Genomic DNA, 24,668 nt, shown 5'->3' on the forward strand with positions numbered 1-24,668 from the left:
GCACTCAGATGATTAGCCACCCATTTCCGATTGAAGCCATTAGCCTCTCTTATTAATCACAAACGGTTGATTAGCGCGTTATCCGCGATAGCGAAGGGCTTCTACGACCAAGGCGAACGCGGGAGAGGTGTGTCTGCGGTTCGGGTAGTAGAGATGATATCCCGGGAATGGCTCGCACCAGTCTTCCAGCACCCGCACCACTTCGCCACTGGCAATCAATTCCGCAACCTGATCCTCAGGCATGTAGGCCAGGCCAAGTCCACGTCGGACAGCGTCAAGCCGCATCGCGATGTTGTTGAATACCAGTTGTCCTTCGACCCTCACCTTGAGTTCGTGTCCGTCCTTCTCGAACTCCCAGGAGAGGATGTTGCCGTGGGTCGGCATCCTGATCTGAATGCAATTATGCCTGGTCAGGTCCTGAGGCACCTCGGGCCACGGGTTCTGCCGGAAATAGGAGGGGGCCCCGACAACAGCCATGCGCATTTCCGGGCCGATCCGAATGGCGATCATGTCCTTGGCCAGTTGCTCGCCAAGCCGCACACCTGCGTCATAGCGCTCGGCGACTATGTCCGTAAGACCGTAGTCGACGGTAATCTCGACGTTGACGTCTGGATTGTCTGGCAGGAATTTTTCGAGCGCGGGTGCGAGGACGGAAATTGCCGCATGCTCGCCGGAAGTGATGCGAACGGTTCCCGCGGGCTTGTCCCGCATTTCGCTGAGGGCTGACAGTTCCGCCTGGATTTCCTCGAACCTCGGTCCGGCTGTCTTCAGAAGACGTTCGCCCGCCGCTGTCGGCGAAACGCGGCGCGTTGTTCTCGTCAGCAGCCGAAGCCCCAATCTCTCTTCAAGGCCACGCACTGTCTGGCTGAGCGCCGACTGCGACACACCGAGTTTGACCGCCGCTTTCGTAAAACTCTCCTCGCGCGCCACCATCACGAAAGCGACCAGGTCGTTGAAGTTCTCCTGCGGCATTCATTAGGTATCCTTATAGCTTCATCCCGATTACTGCCCCTAATCCAAAGGGTCGGCAAGGGATATCTTCTCATCATGCAGAGAGGCCCCGCCGTGGAAGACGGCATGAGCCCAACGCGCGGAACGACGCGCGCCCGTAAAGAGCGCGGCGCAATCAGGAAGAATGACATGCAGACACGCAAAATCGGCACCCTTGAAGTTTCGGCTCTCGGCCTTGGCTGCATGGGACTGAGCCATGGTTACGGTGCGGCGACAGACACCAAAGATGCGGTCGCTCTCATCCGCGCCGCTCACGACCGCGACGTTACCTTCTTCGACACCGCCCAGGTCTATGGGCCGTTCATCAACGAGGACGTGGTCGGCGAAGCGCTCCAGCCGATCCGCGACGAGGTTATCATCGCCACCAAATTCGGATTCGAGCCTCCCAGTGCCGATGGTGGCCAGCACTTGAACAGCCGCCCGGACTATGTCCGCCAATCGGTCGAAGCCTCGTTGAAGCGGCTGCGCACCGACGTAATCGATCTCCTCTACCAGCACCGTGTCGATCCGAACGCGCCGATCGAGGACGTCGCAGGAACCGTCAGGGATCTGATCGCCGAGGGCAAGGTCAAGCATTTCGGTCTGTCTGAAGCAGGCTCGCAGACAATCCGCAAGGCGCATGCCATTCAGCCTGTCACCGCGCTGCAGAGCGAATATTCGCTGTTCTGGCGCGAGCCGGAGAAGGAAATTATTCCGACGCTTGAGGAACTCGGTATCGGCTTTGTCCCGTTCAGCCCGCTCGGCAAAGGTTTTCTGACAGGCAAGATCGACGAGACGGCGACGTTCGGCCCCGGCGACTTCCGCAGCATTGTTCCTCGTTTCCAGACGGAGAACCTGAAGGCCAACAAGGCGCTTGTCGCCGCCCTCACACAGATCGCAGAAGCGAAGGGCGTGACACCGGCCCAGATCGCTCTCGCATGGCTGTTGGCGCAGAAGCCCTGGATCGTGCCCATCCCCGGCACCACCAAACTCCATCGCCTCGAAGAAAACATTGGCGCGGCGACCGTCGAGCTGTCGGCGCAGGACGCTACGGACATCGCCACCGCGCTCGCGAAGATCGACATCGTCGGTGACAGATACCCCGCACACCTTCAGGCCCGCGTGGGCAAGTGACAACAGGCGGTGAGCCCCGCGCTCCCGCCTCCGTGAAAGGAAAATGACATGACCAGCGAATTCCCCACAGTCACCCTGAACAATGGGATCGAGATGCCGATCCTTGGCTTCGGCGTGTTTCAGGTGCCCGATCCAGCCGAGTGCGAGCGCAGCGTCAGCGATGCGATCGATGTCGGCTATCGCCTTCTTGACACTGCGACCTCCTATGGCAACGAAGAGGCGGTCGGCACGGCGATCCGCAACCATGGCATCGATCGCAACGAGCTGTTCGTAACGACCAAGCTCTGGATCGAAGATGCGACCTACGAGGGTGCGAAGGCTGCTTTCGAACGTTCCTTGAACAAGCTGCAGCTTGAATATCTCGACCTCTGGCTCATTCACCAGCCCTATGGCGATGTCTATGGCGCATGGCGCGCGATGGAGGAGCTTTACAAGGCCGGGCGCATCCGCGCGATCGGCGTCAGCAATTTCTATCCCGACCGCCTGACTGACTTCGTTCTTCACAACGAGGTCGTGCCTGCGGTCAACCAGATCGAAATCCACCCATTCCATCAGCAGGACGACGCTCAGAAGGTACTGGAGGAGTACAATGTCCAGCCGGAAGCATGGGGTCCATTCGCCGAGGGCAAGAACGGCCTGTTCACGAACGACCTCTTGCAGTCGATCGGCAAGAAGCATGGCAAAAGCGTTGCGCAGGTCGTGCTTCGCTGGCTGATCCAGCGCAACATCGTTGCTATCCCGAAATCCGTGCGCAAGGAGCGCATGGCCGAGAATTTCTCGGTCTTCGACTTCGCGCTGGATCAGAACGACGTTGAAGCGATCGCCTCACTCGACCAGAAGGCCAGCAGCTTCTTCGACCATCGCGATCCGGCCATGGTGAAGTGGCTTGGCACGCGAAAGCTTTAAGCTGATGGCATCGGGCGACAGCGTGCTGACCTCAAGTTTTAAGTTCGATGCCATAGGCACGTCCTGGGAGATCAACACGCCTGCGCCGCTCGCAGCGGTGACCAGAGCGCAAATCCTGGACCTGGTGGAGCGCTTCGACAGCATCTATTCGCGGTTTCGTCATGATTCCATCGTGACGCGGATTGCGAAGGCTGCCGATGGCGGAGCCTTCAGCTTTCCGGCCGACGCGGCCGCGATGTTCGACCTCTACGACTACCTTCATGATGCGACGGACGGGGCGGTCGATCCACTTGTCGGCCGCGCTCTCGAGCTTCTCGGATATGACGGCGACTACGCGCTGATGCCTGACCACGAGGGTATCGCGGCCACGGTAGCGCACCGTCCTGTCTGGCGTCGGGATGTGCAGCGCGAGGGAACCACGATCACGACGCGCAGGCCGCTGGTTGTTGATGTCGGTGCTGTCGGCAAGGGAAGACTGGTCGATCTGATATCCGACCTGCTTACGGCTGAAGGCTTCAAAGACTTCGTCGTCGATGGCAGCGGCGATATCTGCCATCGCGGAGACATCGCACTCGATATCGGCCTCGAACATCCCCTCGATCCGGACCTGGTGATCGGGGTCGCCAATCTGAAAGACGGTTCCATCTGCGCCTCCGCATCCAACCGCAGGGCGTGGGGCGACGGCCTCCACCATGTGCTCGATGGCCGCACCGGGCGGCCAACCACCGAAGTCATCGCCACCTGGGCAATCGCGTCCGACACGGCAACCGCCGACGGGCTTGCGACCGCACTGTTCTTCAACGCGTCCTCGCGCCTGATGGCGGTGTTCGATTTCTCTTATCTGCGCATGTTCGCCGACGGGCGCGTCGAGGTCTCGGACAATTTCGACGGCGAGGTCTTCACTTGAGACAAGGAAACACGATGCAAAACCAGACGAGGAATATTCTCTTGGCCAGCGCCATGACATTCGCACTCGCCGGTGCTGCGGAAGCGCAAGGTGCCAGGCCCGCCCGATTTGCAGATGGCGTCTACACCGCGACAGGTGAATACGGGGGCCAGCCATCCCACATCACCGTCAAGGCAACGCTCAGGGATGGCGTCGTCACCGCCGTGACGGTGACGCCACATGCCTATGTCCCCCGCTCGCTTGAACTACAGCGTGCATTTGCCGCCGCCGTACCGAAGGTCGTGGTCGGCAAGCGTATCGATCAGGTCAGGGTCGGCAAGCTGGCAGGTTCCAGTAGCACGCCTAAAGGCTTCAACGACGCGATCCGGCAGATCAGGACCCAGGCCGCAGTCCGATGATCAAGATGAAAACCGTCCTTCTGGCTTCGGTGCCATTCCTGTTTGATCCCGCCGGGGGAAGGACCGAAACCGCCATGCCGCAGTCCGAGCGTGCCGAAACCACCGAGCGGTGGCAGCTATCCGCGACGAGCACGGTCAGTGACATCCTGCGCCATCCGGCATTCTCCGGATACGCACGCCACATCTTGCCTTGGGATGATCGCCGCTATGACGAGGCGATGAGGGTGAGCGACATCGGTGGCTTGCTTCCGTATCACAGCGCCGTCGACACCGGCACAGTGCTCGGCGGACTGAACCGGATGATCGACGATGTTGCCACCGGCCGTCAGGTGTTTTACGACCTCTATTCCGAAGCCGACAGGCGTGACGACCCGACCAAGGAGAACACAGGTCTGTTCTTCTTCCGCGGCCGGCCTGGCGCACCCTTCGCAATCGTCTCCCCTGGTGGAGGCTTCTCCTATGTCGGTTCCGTGCATGAGGGGTTCCCCTATGCGCTCGAGATCAACCGGCAGGGCTACAACGTTTTCGTCTTGAAATATCGCGTCGGCCAAGGCGGTAGGGTCGCGACCGAGGACCTAGCGACAGCCGTGTCCTACGTCTTCCGGAATAGCGAAACCCTTGATGTCGCAACCGACGGCTATTCGCTTTGGGGCAGCTCTGCTGGCGCACGGATGGCGGCATCGATCGGGTCGCACGGGGTCACCGCGTTCGGAGGGGATGACCTGTCCAAGCCTGCAGCCATCGTCATGGCCTATACCGCGCATTCCGACCATTCCGATACTGAACCGCCGACATTCGTTGTCGTGGGATCGTACGACGGCATCGCTCCCCCTTCCTCCATGGAACGCAGGATCGCCGAACTGAAGCGGCTCGGGACACAGGTCGAGTACCGAAAGTTCGCTGCCGTCGGCCACGGCTTCGGGACCGGCACGGGCACCAGCGCCGAAGGCTGGATCACCGAAGCCACGCGCTTCTGGGAACGGTCGCGATGACCACTGAAAACTTCGACACATTCACCACCAACGTAAGGAAAACGGATATGACCATAAAACATGGACCTGAACTGAACCGGCGCGGATTGTTGCTCGCCGCTGGAGGCCTGGCTGCTGCGGCAACCGTCGACGTCGCAAGCGCCCAGACAGCCGCGCAGCCGACGGCTTCTGCGGCGGCGTCCACAACCGCCATCGGACGGCGCAAGCTCGGAGCGCTGGAGGTCTCCAGTGTCGGTCTCGGCGTGCAGAACATGAGCCGCACCTACCAGCAAACGATCCCGACGCGCGCCGAGATGCACAACATCATCCGCGCCGCCTTCGACAACGGGCTGACCTTCTACGATGCCGCCGAAGCTTATGGCCCTCACGAAGTCGAGCGCATTCTTGGCGAGGGTGTGGAGCCGTTCCGCGACCAGATCGTCATCGCCACCAAGTTCGGCTGGAACATCGATCTTGAGACGGGCGAGCGGAAGCCGGGCCTCAACAGTCGCCCGGAGCATATCAAACTGGTCGTCGAAGGCATGCTCAAGCGCCTGCGCACCGATCGTATCGATCTGCTTTATCAGCACCGCGTCGATCCGCAGGTTCCGATTGAGGACGTTGCCGGCGCGGTCAAGGGCTTGATGGACCAGGGCAAGGTCCTGCATTGGGGCCTGTCTGAAATGGGGCTGAACACGCTTCGCCGCGCGCACGCAGTCCTGCCGATCACCGCAGTGCAAAGCGAGTACTCGATGCTGTGGCGTGGCCCGGAGACCGGGGCAATCCCGGTATGCGAAGAACTTGGCATTGGTTTCGTTCCATGGAGCCCGCTCGGCGTTGGCTTCCTGAACGGCGCGATCGATGCGCGCACCCGCTTCGCCGAGGGCGACATCAGAGGAATAGAGGGCCGTTTCGCGCCCGAGAACCTTCCGAACAATCTGGCGCTCGTCGAACTCTTGAAGGTCTGGGCGGAACGCAAGCAGGCTCGTCTCGGTCAGATCGCGCTCGCCTGGCTTCTGGCCCAGAAGCCGTTCATCGTTCCGATCCCCGGAACGACCCAGATGGCGCACATGATCGAGAACATCGGCGCGTCGGCCGTGTCGTTCACACCAGCCGAAATCACCGAGCTGAACCAGTCTGTGGCCGCCATCGAGATCAAGGGCGCAAGGCTTCCGGACGTCGTCCAGGCTTATTCGGATGTCGAGGCGCCTACGAAGTCGTAGTCACTGCAAGTAGCCTGTTCGCGGTCAAACGGATTGCGAACAGGCAATCAAAGGTCTTGAAAGGAATTGAACCGTCGGCTCGAGCGTCAATCTCGCTGAGCCTTTGGAAAAAATGCGACTTCTAAGAGCTTACCGACCTCTCAGGCGTAAGCTGCTTTATGCGACTACGGGTGATGCGACACCGAGCGCGTGGCGCAATCGGCCGCTTATAGAAAGGGCTTCTACTCCTTGGACTCCACCGAGCGGTAATAGGAGCCAGCAAACTTAGCACCGGTACCATAAGGGGTCTTCTTGGTATTTTCAGTTACAACAAGGTGGCCATCGGATGTGAATGTCAGTTCAAGGGCCACATCGCCCTCGCGCATGTATCTGAGAAAGTCTCCGCTGCCAGTGAAATCGTAAGAGAGAGTCGCGTAGAAATCGAACTCACCCACGCTGCCTACACCTTCATTGATGCCTCGGAATCCCAGACCAGAGACGAAGTATCGTACATCTCCATCCATATTAGGAGGCAAGAGCACGATTTGTATTTCGGATTGGTTGTCGTCGCTGTTTATCCGAAGCCATAAGCCGGCATATTGATCGTCGTGGCCAGCTTCTTCCGGTTTAGGCGGCTCTTCGGTCGACAGCTCCGGGACCAGGAACCCGTTGACCCACTCAAGCAACTCCTTCTTGTACAGTTTCACTTCCTGCATCGTGAGGTTTTTGCTTTGTGACGTCTTACCATCATACTCGTCGTGATGATCGAAACACAGCCACACCAGATTGCCCTTGCTATGATTGGAATTGTCTTGGTCGAGATGCGCGATCTGTCCCTTTCGAACCTGGCTGTTGCGTTCGAGGGCATAGCAGATGCAGCAGCGCCTGCGGCTTTCGATCAGTGTCGCTTTTACATTGTCCGCCGGCATGTGTTTCCGAGCCATTTGCCTTCTCCTGTCCAATCATGAGCGCAATATCCGCAAAGGCTTAGGATTTGACCAACAGGATTGAAGAGTGGATCAGGTGGCGGCCGTTTAGCGATCGAGCAGAGCGGCACTTGGGTGGCACCCACTCGGGAGGTCGGCATACCTTGGACAGGATAACCGCGGCCTGTCAGACACATTGCCAGTTCGTGCGCGTCCGGTAGATGTCTGCCCTGCACATCAAGTCGATTCATGCTGCCGGGAGCCACACGCGGCACCTAAATAAAAGCTGTGGTTGCAGGCGTAGAAACGAGTGTTTAACCTTGCTCCCTCTATGGATAATTTCCCATAGTGGCGCTAGCGAATCATGTCCGGAGCAGGTCGTGCGGCAAATCGAACCCAACGCGATGTCTCTCGGCATAGTCCCGCAAGGCGGCCAAGACGTGCGCGGTTGTCTTCGCGCGGTGCTTCGTCGGATCATTGCGGATGCGGGCCTCAGCCAGACCCAGGCGGCCAAGCGTTGCGGCACGGATCAGCCGACGCTTTCGAAACTTCTGTCAGGGCGCAGTGATAGCGTCAGTGCCGATCAGATGCTTCGGTGGATGGTTGTGCTTGGATGTCAAATCGAGATCAACGTCCACCCTCGGCAGCAGTCGCCTGGGAACATCAAGGCGACCCTCCATGAATGAGTTTACTCAGACAATGCCGTCGCGGGTCGTGACTGATCGCAAGTCCGCAATCTATCTCGACCACCATGCCACGACCCCAGTCGATCCGCGGATTCTTGCAATTGCAGTCAATGCAATGACTTCGGAATTCGGCAACGCCAACGGCATCGAAAACGTGCATGGCGAAACAGCGGCAGCACTCGTTGCCCGGGCAAGGCAGCAAGTTGCAGATAGTCTCGCCGTCGAGCCCGATGAAGTGCATTTCACTTCGGGATCAACAGAGGCGATCCAGCTTGCGCTCGCGCATGCGGTTGCCAGCAAAGACGGAGTTCTGCGCGTAGCAATGAGCCGCGTCGAACACAGGGCGGTTATCGACACGGTCTGCCATGCGGAACGGCTTGGACTTGCCAAGGTCTTCTGGGTCGAAGTGGACCAGCATGCTCGCCTTGACTTTGCCAGCCTGAATGCCGTCCTTGACCAAGGCATTGATCTTCTCTGCGTCATGGCTGCTAACAATGAAGTCGGGACGGTTTATCCGCTGGAGCAGATCGCAGATGGCGCACACGCCGCCGGTGCAGCCCTCCTTGTCGATGCGACCCAAGCGATCGGGCGCATTGAACTCAGCGCCACCGCGCTCTCATGGGACTACCTCATACTCAGCGGGCACAAGATTTATGCGCCGAAAGGCGTTGGTGCACTGATATCTCATTCCTTCGATCCTACGCTCCAATTCGGTCTTCAAGGGGCGCATCAGCCGACGCCCAATGTAGCGGGAATTGCCGCTCTTGGTATGGCCTGCCGGATTATGAAGGAGGAAGGGAACGCCGAAAGCGCGCGTCTCGGCGCGCTACGCGACCGCCTACAGCAAAAGCTGATCGCGCTTGCCGGACCCGTGACAGTCAACGGCGACGAAAACAACCGCCTAGTCCATAATCTTCACGTCGCGGCGCCCGGCGCGCCGAACGACTTGGTGCTTGCTCGTCTGCGCGGACGAGTTTCGATCTCGACAGGATCTGCATGCAACGCAGGTGCCCAGGAGCCATCCCACGTTCTGCAGGCCATGGGACTGGCGCCGGATGTTGCAGAAACCTGCCTGCGAATCGGACTTGGCCGGTTCACCTCGGAAGAGGACGTCGATCGTGCTGCGATCGAAATTGCGGATGCGATCAACGATGTCCGAAAAACGCTGTCTGGAGTAAACAATGCTTGACCTTGCGATTGGTAACAACCAGCCGTCCTACCGCTTTTCCGGACATGAGACCTTTGCCTGCCGCTACGCTTGGCTTCCGAAGGCTTACCGCGCAATCTCTGCCAACCCAGGCATCTTTTTCGATGAAGACGCCGCCATGGTCGAGCTCGGCATCGGCAAAAACATGGTGCGCTCGCTGCGCTTTTGGGTGGATGCGATGGGGATCGCGCGACCGGCTGCCGACAGGACGCACACCATCACCGACATTGGTCATTTCATTTTCGGGAATAATGGCGCCGATCCGTTTCTGGAAGATATCAGGACACTCTGGTTGCTACACTGGAACCTTTCATCCTCTGCGACGCCTGGCCTGTTTGCATGGCATTATCTACTTGGGGCGTGGCCCTATTCAGAGTTCTCCCATTCCGAGGCGCTCGCAGCCTTCATGCGCCAATCGCAGCGGATGGGCTACAGTCATTCCAGCGTCACCCTTGGCCAACATCTCGACGTTTTCCTCCACACCTATCATTCGTCGCGTAGCGCCCGCGTCGGTGTAGAGGATTCGCTTGACGGGCCGCTTGTCGAACTGCGCCTGCTGCAGCAGAGCGGTGAGCGCCGCGGCGAATCCGGCCGATGGGAGCCGGTTTACGCCTTCAGGCGCGAATTCAAACCCGACGTGTCGGATACCCTGTTTTCCTATGCCTTGCTCGACTATTGGGATAGGACCGCCCCAACCGAAAAGACGATGCTAGTTCGCAATGTCATCTCGGCGCCGGGCGCTCCGGGGCAGGTATTCAAATTGCCCGAAGAGGACGTTCGCTCTCGTCTTGAGGCCTTGTCAAAACAGGGCGTTCACGGTCTGACATACCGCCCTTCGGCAATCCAAGGTCTTCTTACCCGCGATCGCGACATAAAACCCGACATTGCGGCTATCTATACGAAGGGAGCCATATCTCATGGTTGAGGAGACCAACGGCGTGATCGCCGAACTTATTTCCGTTCCCGGTCGATTCCTGAGATCCGTCCAGCTCGAAAAAGACTTCCGCGATCAGGCGGCGCTCGAGGGATATATCGTCACGCCCCCAATGGTCGAGGCTTTGCGGCGGATCATCGAGAGTGCAAACCCGGGATCAAAGCGCCGCGCCTGGCGCGTCACCGGCGACTATGGAGTCGGCAAGTCAAGCATGGCGCTTGTCCTCGCGCGGCTGCTAAGCGGCGCCGGTGGAAAGGATGCCGATAGGATTGCAGCGGCCATCGGCTGGTCTGCGCACGAACGGACCAAGAAGCTCTTCCCAGTCCTTGTCACCGGTGCGCGCGAAGGTATTGCCGCAGCAATCGCCCGCGGAGTGCGGGACGCTCTGAATCTTCACAATGACGCAGGTTTTTCGGGGCCGTCCCTGGATGCTGCGCTGCTCGAATGCGAAGTCGAAGGCTCCGTGCGGTCGATTGAGCACTTGGTTTCACAACTGACAAAGGAAGCAGCCAAGCGCGATAGCGGCGTTCTCCTTATCATCGATGAGATGGGCAAGCTTCTGGAACATGCGGCGCTCAATCCTGATCGGGAGGACGTGTTCGCGTTGCAGCGTCTGAGCGAATACGCCGCCCGAAGCGGCGACCATCCGCTGCTACTGGTCGGTATCCTGCATCAGGGGTTCCAAGCCTACGCCGAACGCCTCCCGCTTGCGCAACGCCATGAGTGGGACAAGGTCGCAGGCAGGTTTGAGGAAGTCGTCTTCGACCAGCCGCTCGTCCATACCGCAGCGCTTGCCGCCGGCGCGTTGGGCATCGATACCAGCGCGCTCAGTGACACAATCGTTGCGCAGGCGCGCTCCGCAATCGACGGCACTGCGCGGATCGGCTGGCTCGGCGGACGCGGGTTCTCAGTGGATCCGGTAAGCTTCTATCCGCTGCATCCGGCGCTCCTCCCGGTGATGGTCCGGTTTTTCTCGCAATTCGGCCAGAGTGAACGATCGTTGTTTGGCTTTCTCCTGTCGAGCGAGCCGATGGCGCTTCAGGCCTTTGCGTCTGTCACGCCCGTCGGCTCTGACACGTTCGACCTATCGCGGTTCTACGACTATGTTCGCACCTCGTTTGGCCACCGTCTGACCTCAGCGAACCATCAGAGCCAGTGGCAGAAAATTGTAGCAACGATTGATGCGTGTGTTGATGTCGATCCCCTCGCGCTGAAAATCTTGAAGACGGTTGGCTTGCTCAACCTCCTGGATGCCGATGATCTCCTGCCGACCAGCCAAAGCATTTCCGCGTCACTATCTACCTTTGGTGCCAAAACCGTTGACACTGCGATCGACGGATTAACGCGGGCTGGCCTGCTGTTCAACCGTGGTGGCACGGGTGCTTTCCGGCTATGGCCGAATTCGAGCATCAATCTGCACACTTATGTCGAGCTGGCAAAGCGCGCTGTCGGCCCAATTGAGGAAGTGGCACCCGTACTCGGCAGCTTTCTGGATCGGGAAATGATTCTGGCACGCCGTCACTATCTCGAAACCGGTACCATGCGGTACTTCGAGCTTCGCTACGCCTTTGCCGAAGACCTCGCCAAAGTCGCCGCGGCCCCAACCGATGCGGATGGCGTCATCGTTGTATCGCTCGCCGATCGTAAGGAGCAACAGGTTGCGGCCAAGGCTGCGGCGTCGGATCAAGAGATCGCCGACAATCCGGCACTCGTGATCGGCATGCTCGGGCCGGTCTGGCACCTAGCCTCCTATCTGCGCGATGTCATGATCTGGCGATGGGTCGAAGCAAACACCCCCGACCTTGCCAGTGACGACTTTGCTGCGGCTGAAGTTCGCCGGCAGGTCAGACAAGCTCAACAGGCACTCAAGCGCGAATTCGACGCCCTATCAAATCCCGATACCGGATCGGGGATCGACTGGATCTACCGCGGCGAAGCCTTCGATGTAGCCGGAAATCTACCGCAGATAGTCTCGCAACTTTGCTCGGATCTTTATCCCCTTGCCCCGCGCATCGCCAATGAACTCGTCAACCGAAACGCCCTAAGTAGTGCGGCTGCGGCCGCCCGTATGCGGCTGATCGAGGGTATTTTCCGCGCACCTGACAAGCGGCTACTGGGGATGGACGAACGAAAGGCCCCGCCTGAAAAATCGATGTATCTCTCGGTTCTACAGCGAGGCGCACTGCATGTAGCCGACGGCGAGAGCTTCACCCTGCGGATACCGCCGGAAGACAAGGATCCACTGTATCTGCGCCCAAGCCTTGTCGAAGTCCTGAAGCTTATTCATCAAGCGAAGGGATGCCGCGTCGCTATCAAGGACATTCTGGCGGTTCTCGCCGGTCGTCCGTTCGGTGTGCGCCATGGTCTCGCTCCGATTTTGTTAGCCATCGTCGTCAGAGTTCACGCTCACGAATTAGCTCTCTATGAGAACGGAACCTTCCTAGCCAAATTCGGCGACATGGAATTCCTAAGGTTGATCAAGGCGCCACAATCCTTCGAGATACAGCATTGCAGTGTTGAGGGGGTCCGGTCGAACGTCTTCATCCGTCTTGCCGACCTCTTTGCCCGGGGGATTGAAGGGCGCAAGCCCGCCTTGCTTGATGTCGTCACCGAGCTCTGCCTGTTTGCGGCCAAGCTCCCGGAATTCACGCACAAAACGAAGTCATTGTCACCAGTCGCACTTGCTGTCCGCGACGCGTTACTCTCGGCTCGCGAGCCGGCGACGCTGCTGTTTGCTGATCTGCCGCATGCCTGCGGGCTGCCAGTATTTCATGGCGAAGACGTAGAAGAAGCGATGGTAGAAACTTTCATTGAACGTTTCACGGATGCGGTAGGTGAGCTCCAAAACAGTTATGGCGAGTTGATCAAGCGTATTGTGCAGCGGACTGCTGTTGCGATCGGACAAAAGCCCGAACAGTTCGACCGTGTCGCGCTGGCATCCCGCGGTGCGCGCGTTTCGTTGGCCGCCCGTGAGCCGCGGCTCCGCGCCTTTGCATTGCGGTTGCGAGATCCGGCCCTGCATGACGAAGCTTGGGCAGAGTCGCTTGCAAGTTTTGTCGTATCGAAGCCGCCCGGGCGCTGGCTCCCGGGCGATGAGGTGCGTTTCATGGAAGAGATGGGGGCGCTTGCAGAGGTGTTCGCAAAAGTGGAGAGCACGGTGTTTTCTACCTCGGACGATCGTCCGGATATCGATGCGATCAGGCTCAACCTGACGCGGGGCGATGGGCGTGATCTCTTGCGTGTCCTGCATCCCGTGACACTAGATGAGGACGATCAGGATTTGATGCGCACGCTTGCAAAGCGGCTTCCACAAGGTGAAGCTCAGCGTGTCCAAATCCTGACAAACCTTCTCTGGCTAGAGCTTGAAAAGTCAAAGGAAAACGAGCCGCAACGCGAACCCGCGTCTGATGCCGCTTCGACGAGAATACAGCATGATCACTGATTACGCCCCCAGGATTTCGGCCTCCTTTGGTTCGGAGCCGCCCAGGCATATCCTCAGCCTCTCCGGTGGCAAGGATAGCGCGGCGCTTGCGATCTATTTGCGCGACCGCATTCCTGAAATTGAATATGTCTTTCATGACACAGACAAGGAACTGCCAGAGACCTACGACTATATCGGCAGGCTGGAAGCTATCCTCGGCAAACGCATTCATAGGACCACGCCCACCGACAGTTTTGATCATTGGCTGACGGTGTACAAGGGCATGCTGCCGTCGAACCACCGGCGCTGGTGCACCAAGATGCTGAAGCTGAAGCCGTTCGAAGCCTATGTCGGCGATGGTCCGGTCATCAATTACGTCGGTCTGCGGGCCGACGAAAACCGGTCCGGCTATATCAGCACCAAGTCTAATATTCTGGCCGTCTATCCGTTCCAGGATGACGGATTGGTGCGCGCTGACATCATACGTATCCTAGAGGATTCCGGCCTGGGACTGCCGCCATACATGGATTGGGGCCGCTCGCGTTCTGGCTGCTTCTTCTGTTTCTATCAGCAAAAGATCGAATGGGTGCGGCTGCTGGAAACCCACCCGTCCTATTTCGAACTTGCTATGGAGTATGAGGAACGAGCTGTGCAGTTTGGCGAGCAGTTTTACTGGTGCCAGAGTGAGTCCTTGCGCGAACTTGCAAGGCCGGAGCGAGTCGCCAAGATTAAGTCGGACTGGGAAAAGGCACAGGCCAGGAAAAAGGCAAATCGAAAGTCGCTGTCCCTGGTTGAAACCCTAGGTGGTCTCGAAGTAGAAGATGACAGCCATCTTAGAGACGGTTGTTTAGTATGTTCGATCTAATATGAAGCGGGGGTTTTTGCCTTCGGTGGTCATCTTAGCCTCCCTTAAGAATACTTATTGATGAATTTAAAGAGACCCGCCGATGGCATTCAGATTTGCAGCGCGCACGCTTCTCGAGCTCGGAAAGGAACTCATAAGTTCCGACGAGGTCGCGCTATACGAGTTGATTAAGAACGCGGTTGATGCGGGCTCCGCCAAGGTTGAAATCGTTGCGCAGATTCTGCTGCCACATAGCGTCTACTCTCGTTGTCTTGAATATTTGGCAGAAGGCGCAGACCTTCGCGATATCCTGGCCACGATCCAGAAAGGCTTCGTCAGCACCGCGCCGAAGGATCTTTGCGACCGGTTTCTTCGAACGCTTGAGCGCAAGCTCGGTAATCGTGACAGTTTCAGGAGAACGCTGGTCGCCCTTTACGCACGCGATAACTGGATTGATGTGCGCGACCAGGGCAAGGGCATGACGATCAATGAACTTGACGAGGTCTTTCTGACCGTCGGAACGCGGTCACGGCGCAAGGACAATATCGAGGGCGCCAATTTTCTTGGCGACAAAGGTGTAGGTCGCCTGTCGACGATGCGGCTCGGCGACCGCCTTCTTGTCTTCTCGGCGACGGCCGATCAACCCTTTTGGGGGCGGCTCAGGATCGATTGGAACCGCTTCTCGCATGATGACGAGACACCACTCGAAGAGATCAAGGTCGAACCAGTCAAAGGACAGCCGAAAGCCTCGCCAGCCATGCAGGGGACGACGATCCGTATCTCGTCCTTGAATGCAGACTGGACACCCGGACGCTTCGAGGATGTCATTCGCCTGAGAATTGCACGCACCGTCGATCCGTTCGAGGCAAGAGGCAACGGGCTTATGCTCGTGCGTCATAACGGTAACCGAGTGGTGATCCCCGTCGTGCCGCGAAAGCTGCTTGAGGCCGCCCATGCGAGCTGCACAATCAAGTTCTATTTCGACCCCAAGACGGACGAGCCGATCCTGGAAGCCGACCTCAATTATAGTCTTCGTGAGAAGAAGAGCTTTGTGCGATGGCGTGGAGTGGAGATCTTTTCTATGGCGCAAAAGGACTCCAAGCGGCGTGGAAAACGCGGGCATGCCGCGTTTGAAAACATTCTGATCCGCCCGCAGGCGCTGAAGGACCTGGGGCCATTCGAGGCTGAGATCTACTGGTTCAATCGTGCGGTAGTCAGGGCAATCGATGGGCTGACCGAAAAACAGCAGGAAACGCGTGATCAGATCGCCCATTGGTCAGGCGGCCCAATGCTCTATAGGCATGGTTTTCGGGTCCTACCATACGGAGAGCCGGGCGACGACTGGCTGGCGCTCGATCGCAACGCATTTGGCGAATCCGGCTTCAAACTCAATCGCCAGCAGGTCCTTGGCCGAGTTCTCATTCATTCGTCCCATCTGGCGCTGAGTGAGCAAACCAACCGGCAGGGTCTGATCGAGTCGGACGCGGAGGCCGCGCTGCGCAAAATGCTGATGGTGACCCTGCATGTTGAGCTGCGTGGGCTGATCAATGCTGCCGATCAGCTGGAAACGATAAAAAAGCGAGAAGCCGAAGAATCTGCGATGGATTTTCGCAAATCGCAGGTCGAGGTCGAAACGGCTCTCGACGAACTGCGGCTGCACCTCACCGCCGACCAGATCCCCTACGGCAACCGGCTGGGTGACGCTGTCGAAACACTCGTCACCCAATGCGCGGCGGCTGTTCGCAAACTGGATAGCTCGGTTTCTCAGACAATTGACGACCGCGAAAAATTTCTGCACCTAGCCGGTATTGGCCTCATTACCGAATTCATCTTCCATGAACTCGACCGGGCGGTCCGTCATACGATCTCTGCACTCGTCCACGCGCAGGCGAGCCAGCAGCAATCGGCTCTTCGTGCGCTTGAAGACCAGCTTGTTACCCTGCAAAAGCGGGTTTCCGCATTCGACGAGCTGACCGGCGAAAAGCGTCAGACGAAGTCGTCATTCGACGTCGCGGATGTGGTCGCCTACGTGCTCGAGCAGCATGAAAATGAGTTCGGCAGACATGCAATCACGATTGTTAAACCTCAGGGCAAGGGCTTTGTGGTCAAGGCCGTTCGCGGCATGCTGGTGCAGATACTGGAAAACCTGATCGCCAATTCGACGTATTGGCTTAAGCTGCAGGCCTCCTATCAATCCGGCTTCAAGCCGCAAATCGAAGTTACGATCGATCCCGAGACGAAATCAATCACCGTCGAAGACAATGGCCCGGGGGTCGACCCTGGCCGCAAGGAAACGATTTTTCAGCCGTTCATAACATCGAAGCCGGCCGGCCAGGGCCGAGGCCTGGGCCTATACATTTCCCGGGAGCTTGCGGAATACAATGGCTGGCAGCTTTACATGGACAGCACAGTTGGGCTTCAGCGGGACGGAAGGCTGAACATGTTCGTAATCGATATGGGGGACGCATGACGCTGCAGGATCGCCGGTTTATCGATGCCATCAAGACAAGCGGCATCAAGAACATTACGCTTCTCGATGATGCATTCGATCTGCCGCGCCTCACTGAGGCAGACTACAGTAAGGTCTATGATTTCCTAGACAGCGAGGCCGCTGGCGTACTCCTTGCGGAATTCGGCATTGACGAGGACGCGATAGCTGCCGCAAAAGGCCAAATCGAGTCGCAGACTTGGACTGGCGAAGAACTTCATCAAATCCTGACAGAGCTCCACCAGCGCTTTCTAGTAACGCGCGACGTGCGCTTCGACCCAACCTCGGTTTTCACGACTAAAGCGAGCAACAACCTTGCCGATGTCGATCCGCTGCTGAAGCTCTTGAGACGCTGCGGGGCCAATGTGAAGGTCAAGCTTGTGGGGCGAATGACTGGTGCGCCCGATTTGGCCGACGCCATTCCAGATCTTGTCTTTGCCGATTTTTACCTCGATGAGAACATCACATCGGAGATTGTCCCCGGTGAGGAAATGAGCGAGGCAGCGGTCAGAGCCTCCCTGGACCGGCTCGATCAACTTCTGGGTGCGGCAGCAGCGAAAAAGAAACACCCGTCTGTCATATTGATGTCTTCGATGGACGTTGCGGCTCAGGCGGAAAGCTACCGTCGCAAGGCTTCCGGCGAAAACGGCAAGGTTTTCGCAAGCCGGTTCGGCTTCATCCGCAAATCGGATATCCAAGTTGGACAACTGGAGGCCGAGGCTCCGAAGGGCAAACCCGAGCCGATTACCGTGGCACGACCCGCGGCCGATGTTCTGCTCGATATCATCCAGTCGCATCCTTTCGGGCATAAGCTGCATGAGGCCCTGCTGTTCTGGCTCGAAAGTTCGCAATCAGCCGTCGACGAAATGAAGAAAGAAATCGACCAGCTCGAGCTTAAGGACTTCGCCTATCTAGTCACCTATAGGTTGGCTCAGGAGGGCATGAGCCTCTTCGACTATCTCGAATGGTTTTTCGGAGAGTGTCTTCTCGGATCGATCGGTCATGCAGCGGCGGACAAATTCCGGCGGCCGAGCCGCGACAAGCTCGACCTGCATGCCGAGCTCATCGAAGGCGCCTATGATGGTCGCACCAGAAAGATTGCCGAGCTCTACCACCGCGCGCGGATCGATACGAAGCCACAGCCCGAGGTCATGCGCATGGGCGACCTTTACGTTCAGAGGGATATAGCAGGCCAACCGGCGGTCATTTGGGCGCTGATGACACCTGATTGCGATCTGGTCGAGCGAGATGGCGGTCGGGCAGCCGAGAACCTCCTGACGGTCGGTGGAAACCTCCTACCCTATCATGCGCCAAAATCCTCATTGGCCGACTTCATAATTGTGGGAGACCAGCAGTATAGCATCGATTGGCAGCTGAAGAACCTGCAGACTCGGACGGATTTCGAGAACTTGGAGTTTTGCGGCAGTCTGCGACCTCTTTACGCGCAGGATCTGCAGCGCCAGGTTCTTGAAGAGCTAGGGAGGGTCGGGGTGGCCGTGGCGCCCGTCGTACGGATGGATGGCCGCATCAAACTGTCGGTACGTAGATCCGACGGAAAGCTTCACGAGATCGATCTCGGCGGCGGACGGATGTGTGCCTGCGAGGTTTATCCAAGTCGCGGCGGTTCGGACACCACCCGCATCAATCTTCACCGCTCGGCGGCCGAAAACGTTGTTGCCAAAATAGACGCGATTGAACCGGAAAGCCTTTCGGCCGAAGACAAGGTGATGCTGAAAGCCCTGCGCAAGCGGGCAACTCTCGATCAGGTTCGCTCGTCGCTAAGCCGTGGAGCGAAACTCGACGTCGATCTTGGAGCGCAATTCATCGTAACAGACAAGATGACGGCTACCAAAACCTGGTTGGGCATCAGCGTCGAAATGATCCACGAGGCCTGACGATACGTCCGTCGAAGTCATTGGCTTGCCGGCTCTGCGGAAGCTGGTGGCTTCACGAAAATTGGACAACGCAGATCGCCGGCGCCTTTTTGCTAGTCCGCCGTCGTCGCGGTTTATGCCCCCGGCTAAAGAACACAACGGCGATCCCGGCAGGGCGGCGGCGGTGTTCGCTGGATAGAGGGCAGATCTTAAAATCGCAGTGTGAGGTTGAATCTATACGGACTGCAAGGCTCGACCGCCGCAACCAAGAGTATCATTTCTGTTTGACATGATTCCGGTGAATCTGCGACTTCTATTGCTTGGGGTAGGTTGGGAAAATGCGAAAACTTTTCGAGAGCCTTCTGTCGGCTGGTACCGAAAACGAGGTCCAGGAGATTCTGGGTGCCGAAGGACTATTGGAAAACACCGACAGGTGGCGACCCTATGGGGACAATGAATCCTTTTACGGTGTGGTCGAGAACCAACAGGCACATCCAGTCCCCGCACTAGTCGAGAAGATTATGAATGGCATCGACGCCATCTTGGAGAAGAAGGTCGTTGAAGACGGGATCGACGTTCGGTCGGATCTTGCGCCAAAGAGTGTCAAGGAGGCGCTCGATCGCTATTTTCCGAATCACCGGAACTGGGATCTGGGCGACTTCAGGCGACAGCAGGCCCGCGACCTTCAGATCGTGGCCTCAGGACCGCGACGCGACACCTCGCTCCTGATTTACGACAACGGCATCGGTCAAGCCCCCCGGGATTTTCCCAATACCTTCCTGTCTCTTCTGCGCGGTAACAAAAACGACGTGCACTTCGTGCAGGGCAAATACAACATGGGCGGCGCTGGCGCGATCGCCTTTTGCGGTGATCTTCGCTACCAGCTCGTGGCGAGTAAACGTTTTGACGGCAAGAGCCCGCTTGGATTCACGTTATTGCGCCGTCACCCGCCGAAACTCGCCGAAGCGGCCGGCAAGAAAAACACCTGGTACGAGTACCTAGTCTTCGGTGACGGTGTCGCAAGCGTTGACGTCGACAAACTAGACCTTGGACTCGAAGGGCGCAAATTCAAGAATGGCTCGCTGCTGAAACTATACTCATATCGACTGCCGGAAGGTGCGCGATCGATCATTTCGCGTGACTTGAACGTCAGCCTGAACGAATATCTTTTCGAGCCCGCCCTGCCGTTTCTGACGGTCGACAACAATGAACGCTACCCTGACAATCGCGCGCCCATAACGGCGGTCTACGGTTTAAAGCGGCGCTTAGAGGCCGACAAAGAAACTATCGAGGCCAAATTCTCGGAAACATCGTCGACGGCCGAATTCGGCGAGATGAACGTCACCACCTACGTCTTCAAGGCTCTGTCCCGGGACACGGTCAAAGAGACAAAGCAATATATCCAGCGTGAGTATTTCAAGAACAATATGACCGTCCTGTTTTCCCTGAACGGTCAGGTGCAGGGGCATTATACATCGGAATTCGTTACCCGCAGTCTGAAGATGCCGCTTCTCAAGGACTATCTGCTTATCCATGTGGATTGCACCAATCTTCATCTTGAGGTGCGCAACGAGCTCTTCATGGCATCGCGGGATCGCCTGAAAGCCAGTGAGACGGCGGAAGCGCTCAGGCGACATCTGCGTGAGTTGCTGTCGACCGGCGAGCTCAAAGACATTGCCAAACGGCGAAAGGCGAGCCTGACGATTGGCAGCGAAGATACGGGGCAAATGCTGCGCGACCTGACCCGAAACCTGCCGATGAACGATGCGTTGACGAAGATCCTCCAACAGACCTTTCAGCTGTCGGTGCAAAAGCCAGGTGAGGCACCGAAGAAGGAGCGCCAGGACGAGGAGCGACCGAAGCGCGAGCCTCGGGAGACCACTCCTTTCGATCCCAAGCGCTATCCCTCGACATTCCAGGTCAGGGGCGGTGATGGCAAGCAGGGAGATATCAAGCTCTTCAAGCTGCCGATGGGCGGGACGCGGACGATCTCCTTCGCGACGGATGTCGAGAACGAATATTTTGATCGAAGTGACGATCCAGGCGACCTCAGGCTGTCGGTTCTGCAACAAGGCCGGAGTGCTGGTACGGGTGGCCCGCTGGCCGCGCCGTCGCAGCAAAGCGATCTCCTGGACCTTCGCAGGTCAAATCCTGCGGATGGTACGATCAAGATCGGATTAAAGGCTTCAAGCCAGATGAATGTCGGCGATACGATCGAAATTCGCGCAAGCTTATCCAGCCCCGCAGGCGACCTTGTCGAAACGGTACTGGTCCAGCTGACCGACCCTGAGCGCAAGACAATCGAGCCACAACCCGAACCAACCCCGCCGCTCGGGATCCCTGACCTTGTTCTTTGCTCGCGGGATGGCGCCAATAACACCAAAGCCTGGGACGAACTTGCCTTGGCCGGTCTGCAGATGGATTTCGACGTCGTCGTTTATCCCTTTGTCGAGGAAGACAAGCTATCGCGAATCTACATTAACCTAGACAGCGGCGTTCTGCGCGATTTCAAAAGCGGCAATCGTTCTGCTGATGCGATCGAACTCGCCGAGCGGCGATACGTGAGCACAATCTATTTCCACACGCTGTTCCTGTTCGCTACGACGAAATCGCGCAAGTATGTGGTGATGCGTGGCCAAAATGATTTAGATATGGTGGATGTCGAAATTGCAGACTATGTGTCCGATCTCTTCACCTCGTCATATGCCCAGTTTCTTTTGAGTTTTGACACCAGCGAACTGATTGAGGCCATTGGCTGAAGCTTGGGCACAGCACAGCTGACGGCAGCTGTCCGTGCTATCTGGCGACCACGTAGCTGCCCGGACCGCACCGTTCTGAGAATTTCAATTATTGCAGTTACGGCCCCAACCGACTATATTGGCGACCAAGGAGATATCGTCATGGCCAGCCAGATCGTTTACTTCGCCGGATTGTCGGATCGCGACCGCAAGGCAACGTCACCCCTGCCGAAGCTGGCCGTGGGCGACAGACTGGAACTCCATGTTCGTCACGAGGGCGGCCGGGAGCATATGCTCTCGATTCCGCCCTTGGCTGCCGCGGCAGTGGAAGCCCTTCTGGCGCACATGCTGCGCGGCGAGCGCGTCGCCGTGCTGGCCGAAGACCAGGAACTCAGCCCAACCGAGATATCGGCCGTTCTAGGCATCTCTCGTCCTCTCGTCGTCCTGCGCATGGACCGGGGCGATCTGCCATTCCGCTATGTCGGCAAGCACCGCCGCGCACTCCTGAAAGACGTGCTCGCCCTGAAGACCAGGCTCGACACCCGGCAGGCCGCGATGGACGCGCTTGCCGAAGACACTGAGGATCTGATCCAGACCCATGGCCTCTAACCCGCCCGTCGCGGTCTACGATGCCTGCGTCCTCTATCCCTTCCACCTGCGCAACGTCCTGATCCAGTGCGCCTTCGACGGCCTCGTCGAAGCACGCTGGACGGACGACATTCACGACGAGTGGATCCGCAATCTTGATGCCAACACATCGGCGTTGCCCATCGAACGGCTGATCACCACGCGCGACAGGATGAAGGCCGTTCTGCCGGATGCGGACGTGGCGGACTATCGCCCATTGGTCGCCGACCTCGAACTACCTGATCCTGACGATCGGCATGTTCTCGCAGCCGCCATCGCAGGGAAAGCCTCCGTTATCGTCACCTGGAACCTCAAGGACTTTCCAGCAAGACACCTCCTCCCCTATGGCGTGACCAGCCAGTCGCCGGATGATTTCCTGACCGATCTGCATGCGGCGTTTCCCGAAGCGCTCGTTTCCAGTGTCAAACGTGCGCGGCATAATCTGCGCAAAACAACGCCATCGGTTGAAGCGTTCGTAGACGCACTTCAGCAAGGCGGGTTGAAGACATTTTCAGACGTGCTTCGCCGGAACATCGCCGCACTGAAGTGAGCCGGCGTGATCCATACAGAGATCGACAACCGAATACCCTCGCGCCGACGGCAGCAGCCTTATTCCTCCTCACCTTCCGCCTCGGCTGAAATCCGCTCCTCTCGCACGGCAGCTCTGTTCAGCAGCCCCGCATCCTCAAGTGCTTCGATGTCGGGGAGATCGCGTAGCGTCTCCATGCCGAAGGCGGAGAGGAAATGCCTGTTCGTCACATAGGTGTAGGGCGCGCCGGGCGTCGGGCTGCGCGGTCCTGAGGCGAGGAAGCCAGCGCCGCGGAGCGCGCTAATCGTGTCGCGGCTGACTTCCTTGCCAAAAACTTTCGACAAGTCGCTCCTTGTCACCGGCTGGAAATATCCCACCGCCATCAGCACCATCGCCTCGAACTCCGACAGCGCCGCGGCGCCTCCCCGCGTCGGCGCCGCCGACGCCCGGATCGTCTCGGCGAACCGCGGTCGGGTCCGGTGCTGCCACCCACCGGCGACCACGACTAGCTCGTAGGGCCGGTCGCGCAATTCTTCCCGGAGATCATCGATCAGCAGGTCGATGCTGCAATATTTTCCGACGACGCGCGCCAGCGTCTCGCGGGTCACCGGTTCGGCCGAAGCAAAGATCACCGCCTCGACCCGCAGCATCCATTCGCGCCAGCGCAGATCGGGCGGCAAATCCTCGAGCTCCCGGTCATACAACACATCGTGTTGCGGATCCTTGTCCGACGGTCGGCGCCTGGTTTTCGCGGTGCTCGCTCCAGCCATCGTCACAGCCCGTAAATCCGGAACGAGGACCGGCCGGAGAGCTCGCGCACGGCGCCGAAACCTTCCAGCCGCTCGAACAGCCGGGTCGCGGCCCAGCGGGAGAGATTGCTGCCCGGCGCCGAGGCCTGTACGGCGTCTTCCTCGAGCAGTTTTTGAATGACCGCGCCGGCGCCCTTGGTCCGCACCTTCGGCGCCACGGCCAGCAGCGCGTCCGCCCTTCGGGCGATCTCATTCGCCGAACGCAGGGCGCTGCTCGTCCCTTCCACGAGGGCGAGGCAGACGGCGCGCGGAAAACCGGATTCGCCCGGCCGCACCCGTCCCCTGCCCCCAAGCGTGCTGAACGCCGAACCATACCGTTCCGCCATCAGCAGCGGTAGAGGACGTTCCCATCTCAGTATTATCGCGATCAACATATCGGCGAGCGCCCAGGCGAGCGGCTCGGCTTCAGGGCGGGCGGCAACAATCGCCGTCACCAGGTCCGCCGCGGCGAAGGGCGCCGGCCGGCCCGACTGCAATGCGCCGTCGGCATGATCGACGGCGGCCGCCAGCCGGTCATCCCAGGCCAGCCCCAGCAGATCGGCCAGATCGGCCAGATCGGCCACAGCTTTCGAGGAAAGCCCGGATTTTCGGCTGACCAGCCTTTTGTAGGCCAAATACACCTTCCCGGCAGGCCCTGGATCGTCGCCGGACGCGGTGAGAAGGACGGCGTCACGCAGCACCCTTTCGTCCTCGTTTCGTCCCATCAGCCGGACGGCAACCGCGGCGCATTTCAAAGCCTGGCGGGCGCGCCAGCAGCCGGCCCAAACGGGCGCGGAACGAACAAGATCGTCCAGCGATTTCAAGGCGACACCGGCGGAAAAGGCAGCGTCCACTTCCGTGAGATCACGCCCGCGCGGAAGAGCCCAAGCCGGCAACTGGGCAGGTGGGCCGGGCGTTGAAGCAGCGGTGCGGGCGAGCGAATCCATGCCGCGAAGTATATACTGCGCGTGCAGTTTTTGCCATATATTTCTGCCTAACCGCACGCCTTGTCTTCATCTAATAATGACTGATAAGATTGCATTATCGTTCATTATGCTCTTAATATAGAGAATGGTCCAAATCAGTGCGACAAAGTGT

General features: G+C 58.6%; 20 protein-coding genes. 16 read left to right on the forward strand and 4 right to left on the reverse strand.

Annotated features, from left to right (window positions below; genetic code table 11):
* Positions 1 to 78: 78 nt before the first annotated feature.
* Positions 79 to 972 carry a LysR family transcriptional regulator gene (locus RHIZ70P_RS18130; RefSeq protein WP_115671891.1) on the reverse strand — a complete coding sequence of 298 codons (894 nt, stop codon included), beginning with the start codon at positions 970 to 972 and terminating at the stop codon, positions 79 to 81.
* Positions 973 to 1,140: 168 nt separating this feature from the next.
* Here RHIZ70P_RS18130 and RHIZ70P_RS18135 point away from each other — a divergent pair, with 168 nt between their 5' ends.
* Genes RHIZ70P_RS18135 through RHIZ70P_RS18160 form a run of 6 tightly spaced genes read left to right on the forward strand, consistent with a single transcriptional unit; the run spans position 1,141 to position 6,529 of the window.
* On the forward strand, positions 1,141 to 2,124 hold the full coding sequence (locus RHIZ70P_RS18135) for an aldo/keto reductase (protein WP_115671892.1): 984 nt from the start codon (positions 1,141 to 1,143) through the stop codon (positions 2,122 to 2,124).
* A gap of 48 nt (positions 2,125 to 2,172) precedes the next feature.
* The gene (locus RHIZ70P_RS18140) at positions 2,173 to 3,030 is read left to right on the forward strand and encodes an aldo/keto reductase (RefSeq protein ID WP_115671893.1); all 858 of its coding nucleotides are present in this window, start codon (positions 2,173 to 2,175) and stop codon (positions 3,028 to 3,030) included.
* Positions 3,011 to 3,937, forward strand: coding sequence for an FAD:protein FMN transferase (locus RHIZ70P_RS18145; protein ID WP_235842271.1), 927 nt, complete (start codon positions 3,011 to 3,013; stop codon positions 3,935 to 3,937). Before RHIZ70P_RS18140 ends, RHIZ70P_RS18145 begins: the two co-directional genes overlap by 20 nt.
* Before the next feature lie 14 nt (positions 3,938 to 3,951).
* Positions 3,952 to 4,335, forward strand: a complete 384-nt coding sequence (locus tag RHIZ70P_RS18150; protein WP_181904064.1) for a hypothetical protein — start codon at positions 3,952 to 3,954, stop codon at positions 4,333 to 4,335.
* A complete protein-coding gene (locus RHIZ70P_RS18155) occupies positions 4,332 to 5,327 on the forward strand; it encodes an alpha/beta hydrolase (RefSeq protein ID WP_235842272.1) in 996 nt (331 codons plus the stop codon). The genes RHIZ70P_RS18150 and RHIZ70P_RS18155 overlap by 4 nt, the downstream gene beginning before the upstream one ends.
* Before the next feature lie 47 nt (positions 5,328 to 5,374).
* Positions 5,375 to 6,529, forward strand: coding sequence for an aldo/keto reductase (locus RHIZ70P_RS18160; RefSeq protein WP_115671895.1), 1,155 nt, complete (start codon positions 5,375 to 5,377; stop codon positions 6,527 to 6,529).
* Between the two features lie 221 nt (positions 6,530 to 6,750).
* Here RHIZ70P_RS18160 and RHIZ70P_RS18165 read toward each other — a convergent pair whose 3' ends face one another.
* Positions 6,751 to 7,452 (reverse strand): hypothetical protein, encoded by a 702-nt coding sequence (locus RHIZ70P_RS18165; protein ID WP_115671896.1) that lies wholly within the window; start codon positions 7,450 to 7,452, stop codon positions 6,751 to 6,753.
* Positions 7,453 to 7,838: 386 nt separating this feature from the next.
* Here RHIZ70P_RS18165 and RHIZ70P_RS23500 point away from each other — a divergent pair, with 386 nt between their 5' ends.
* From RHIZ70P_RS23500 to RHIZ70P_RS18215, 10 genes are all read left to right on the forward strand, one after another.
* On the forward strand, positions 7,839 to 8,120 hold the full coding sequence (locus tag RHIZ70P_RS23500; protein ID WP_419178314.1) for a helix-turn-helix domain-containing protein: 282 nt from the start codon (positions 7,839 to 7,841) through the stop codon (positions 8,118 to 8,120).
* Entirely contained in the window at positions 8,113 to 9,309 is a 1,197-nt protein-coding gene (locus RHIZ70P_RS18175; RefSeq protein ID WP_115671898.1) for a cysteine desulfurase family protein, read from the forward strand. Before RHIZ70P_RS23500 ends, RHIZ70P_RS18175 begins: the two co-directional genes overlap by 8 nt.
* Positions 9,302 to 10,252 (forward strand): DUF4007 family protein, encoded by a 951-nt coding sequence (locus tag RHIZ70P_RS18180; RefSeq protein ID WP_115671899.1) that lies wholly within the window; start codon positions 9,302 to 9,304, stop codon positions 10,250 to 10,252. Before RHIZ70P_RS18175 ends, RHIZ70P_RS18180 begins: the two co-directional genes overlap by 8 nt.
* A complete protein-coding gene (locus RHIZ70P_RS18185) occupies positions 10,245 to 13,703 on the forward strand; it encodes an ATP-binding protein (RefSeq protein WP_115671900.1) in 3,459 nt (1,152 codons plus the stop codon). The genes RHIZ70P_RS18180 and RHIZ70P_RS18185 overlap by 8 nt, the downstream gene beginning before the upstream one ends.
* Positions 13,693 to 14,547, forward strand: coding sequence for a phosphoadenosine phosphosulfate reductase family protein (locus tag RHIZ70P_RS18190; RefSeq protein WP_115671901.1), 855 nt, complete (start codon positions 13,693 to 13,695; stop codon positions 14,545 to 14,547). The genes RHIZ70P_RS18185 and RHIZ70P_RS18190 overlap by 11 nt, the downstream gene beginning before the upstream one ends.
* Before the next feature lie 82 nt (positions 14,548 to 14,629).
* Positions 14,630 to 16,996, forward strand: coding sequence for a sensor histidine kinase (locus tag RHIZ70P_RS18195; RefSeq protein ID WP_115671902.1), 2,367 nt, complete (start codon positions 14,630 to 14,632; stop codon positions 16,994 to 16,996).
* Entirely contained in the window at positions 16,993 to 18,909 is a 1,917-nt protein-coding gene (locus RHIZ70P_RS18200; RefSeq protein WP_115671903.1) for a hypothetical protein, read from the forward strand. The genes RHIZ70P_RS18195 and RHIZ70P_RS18200 overlap by 4 nt, the downstream gene beginning before the upstream one ends.
* Before the next feature lie 317 nt (positions 18,910 to 19,226).
* The gene (locus tag RHIZ70P_RS18205; protein ID WP_147294020.1) at positions 19,227 to 21,647 is read left to right on the forward strand and encodes a hypothetical protein; all 2,421 of its coding nucleotides are present in this window, start codon (positions 19,227 to 19,229) and stop codon (positions 21,645 to 21,647) included.
* A gap of 141 nt (positions 21,648 to 21,788) precedes the next feature.
* The gene (locus RHIZ70P_RS18210) at positions 21,789 to 22,235 is read left to right on the forward strand and encodes a DNA-binding protein (protein ID WP_115671905.1); all 447 of its coding nucleotides are present in this window, start codon (positions 21,789 to 21,791) and stop codon (positions 22,233 to 22,235) included.
* Positions 22,225 to 22,803: a PIN domain-containing protein gene (locus RHIZ70P_RS18215; protein ID WP_115671906.1), complete on the forward strand. Its 579-nt coding sequence runs from the start codon at positions 22,225 to 22,227 to the stop codon at positions 22,801 to 22,803. The genes RHIZ70P_RS18210 and RHIZ70P_RS18215 overlap by 11 nt, the downstream gene beginning before the upstream one ends.
* Before the next feature lie 59 nt (positions 22,804 to 22,862).
* Here RHIZ70P_RS18215 and scpB read toward each other — a convergent pair whose 3' ends face one another.
* Both scpB and RHIZ70P_RS18225 read right to left on the reverse strand, forming a co-directional pair.
* Complete coding sequence (scpB, locus tag RHIZ70P_RS18220; protein WP_115671907.1) at positions 22,863 to 23,552, reverse strand: SMC-Scp complex subunit ScpB; 690 nt, start codon at positions 23,550 to 23,552, stop codon at positions 22,863 to 22,865.
* A gap of 2 nt (positions 23,553 to 23,554) precedes the next feature.
* Positions 23,555 to 24,517, reverse strand: coding sequence for a DUF1403 family protein (locus RHIZ70P_RS18225; protein WP_115671908.1), 963 nt, complete (start codon positions 24,515 to 24,517; stop codon positions 23,555 to 23,557).
* Positions 24,518 to 24,668 lie beyond the last annotated feature (151 nt).

It is taken from the genome of Paenirhizobium selenitireducens ATCC BAA-1503, from assembly GCF_900492185.1.
In the GTDB taxonomy this organism is placed as follows: Bacteria; Pseudomonadota; Alphaproteobacteria; order Rhizobiales; family Rhizobiaceae; genus Allorhizobium; species Allorhizobium selenitireducens_A.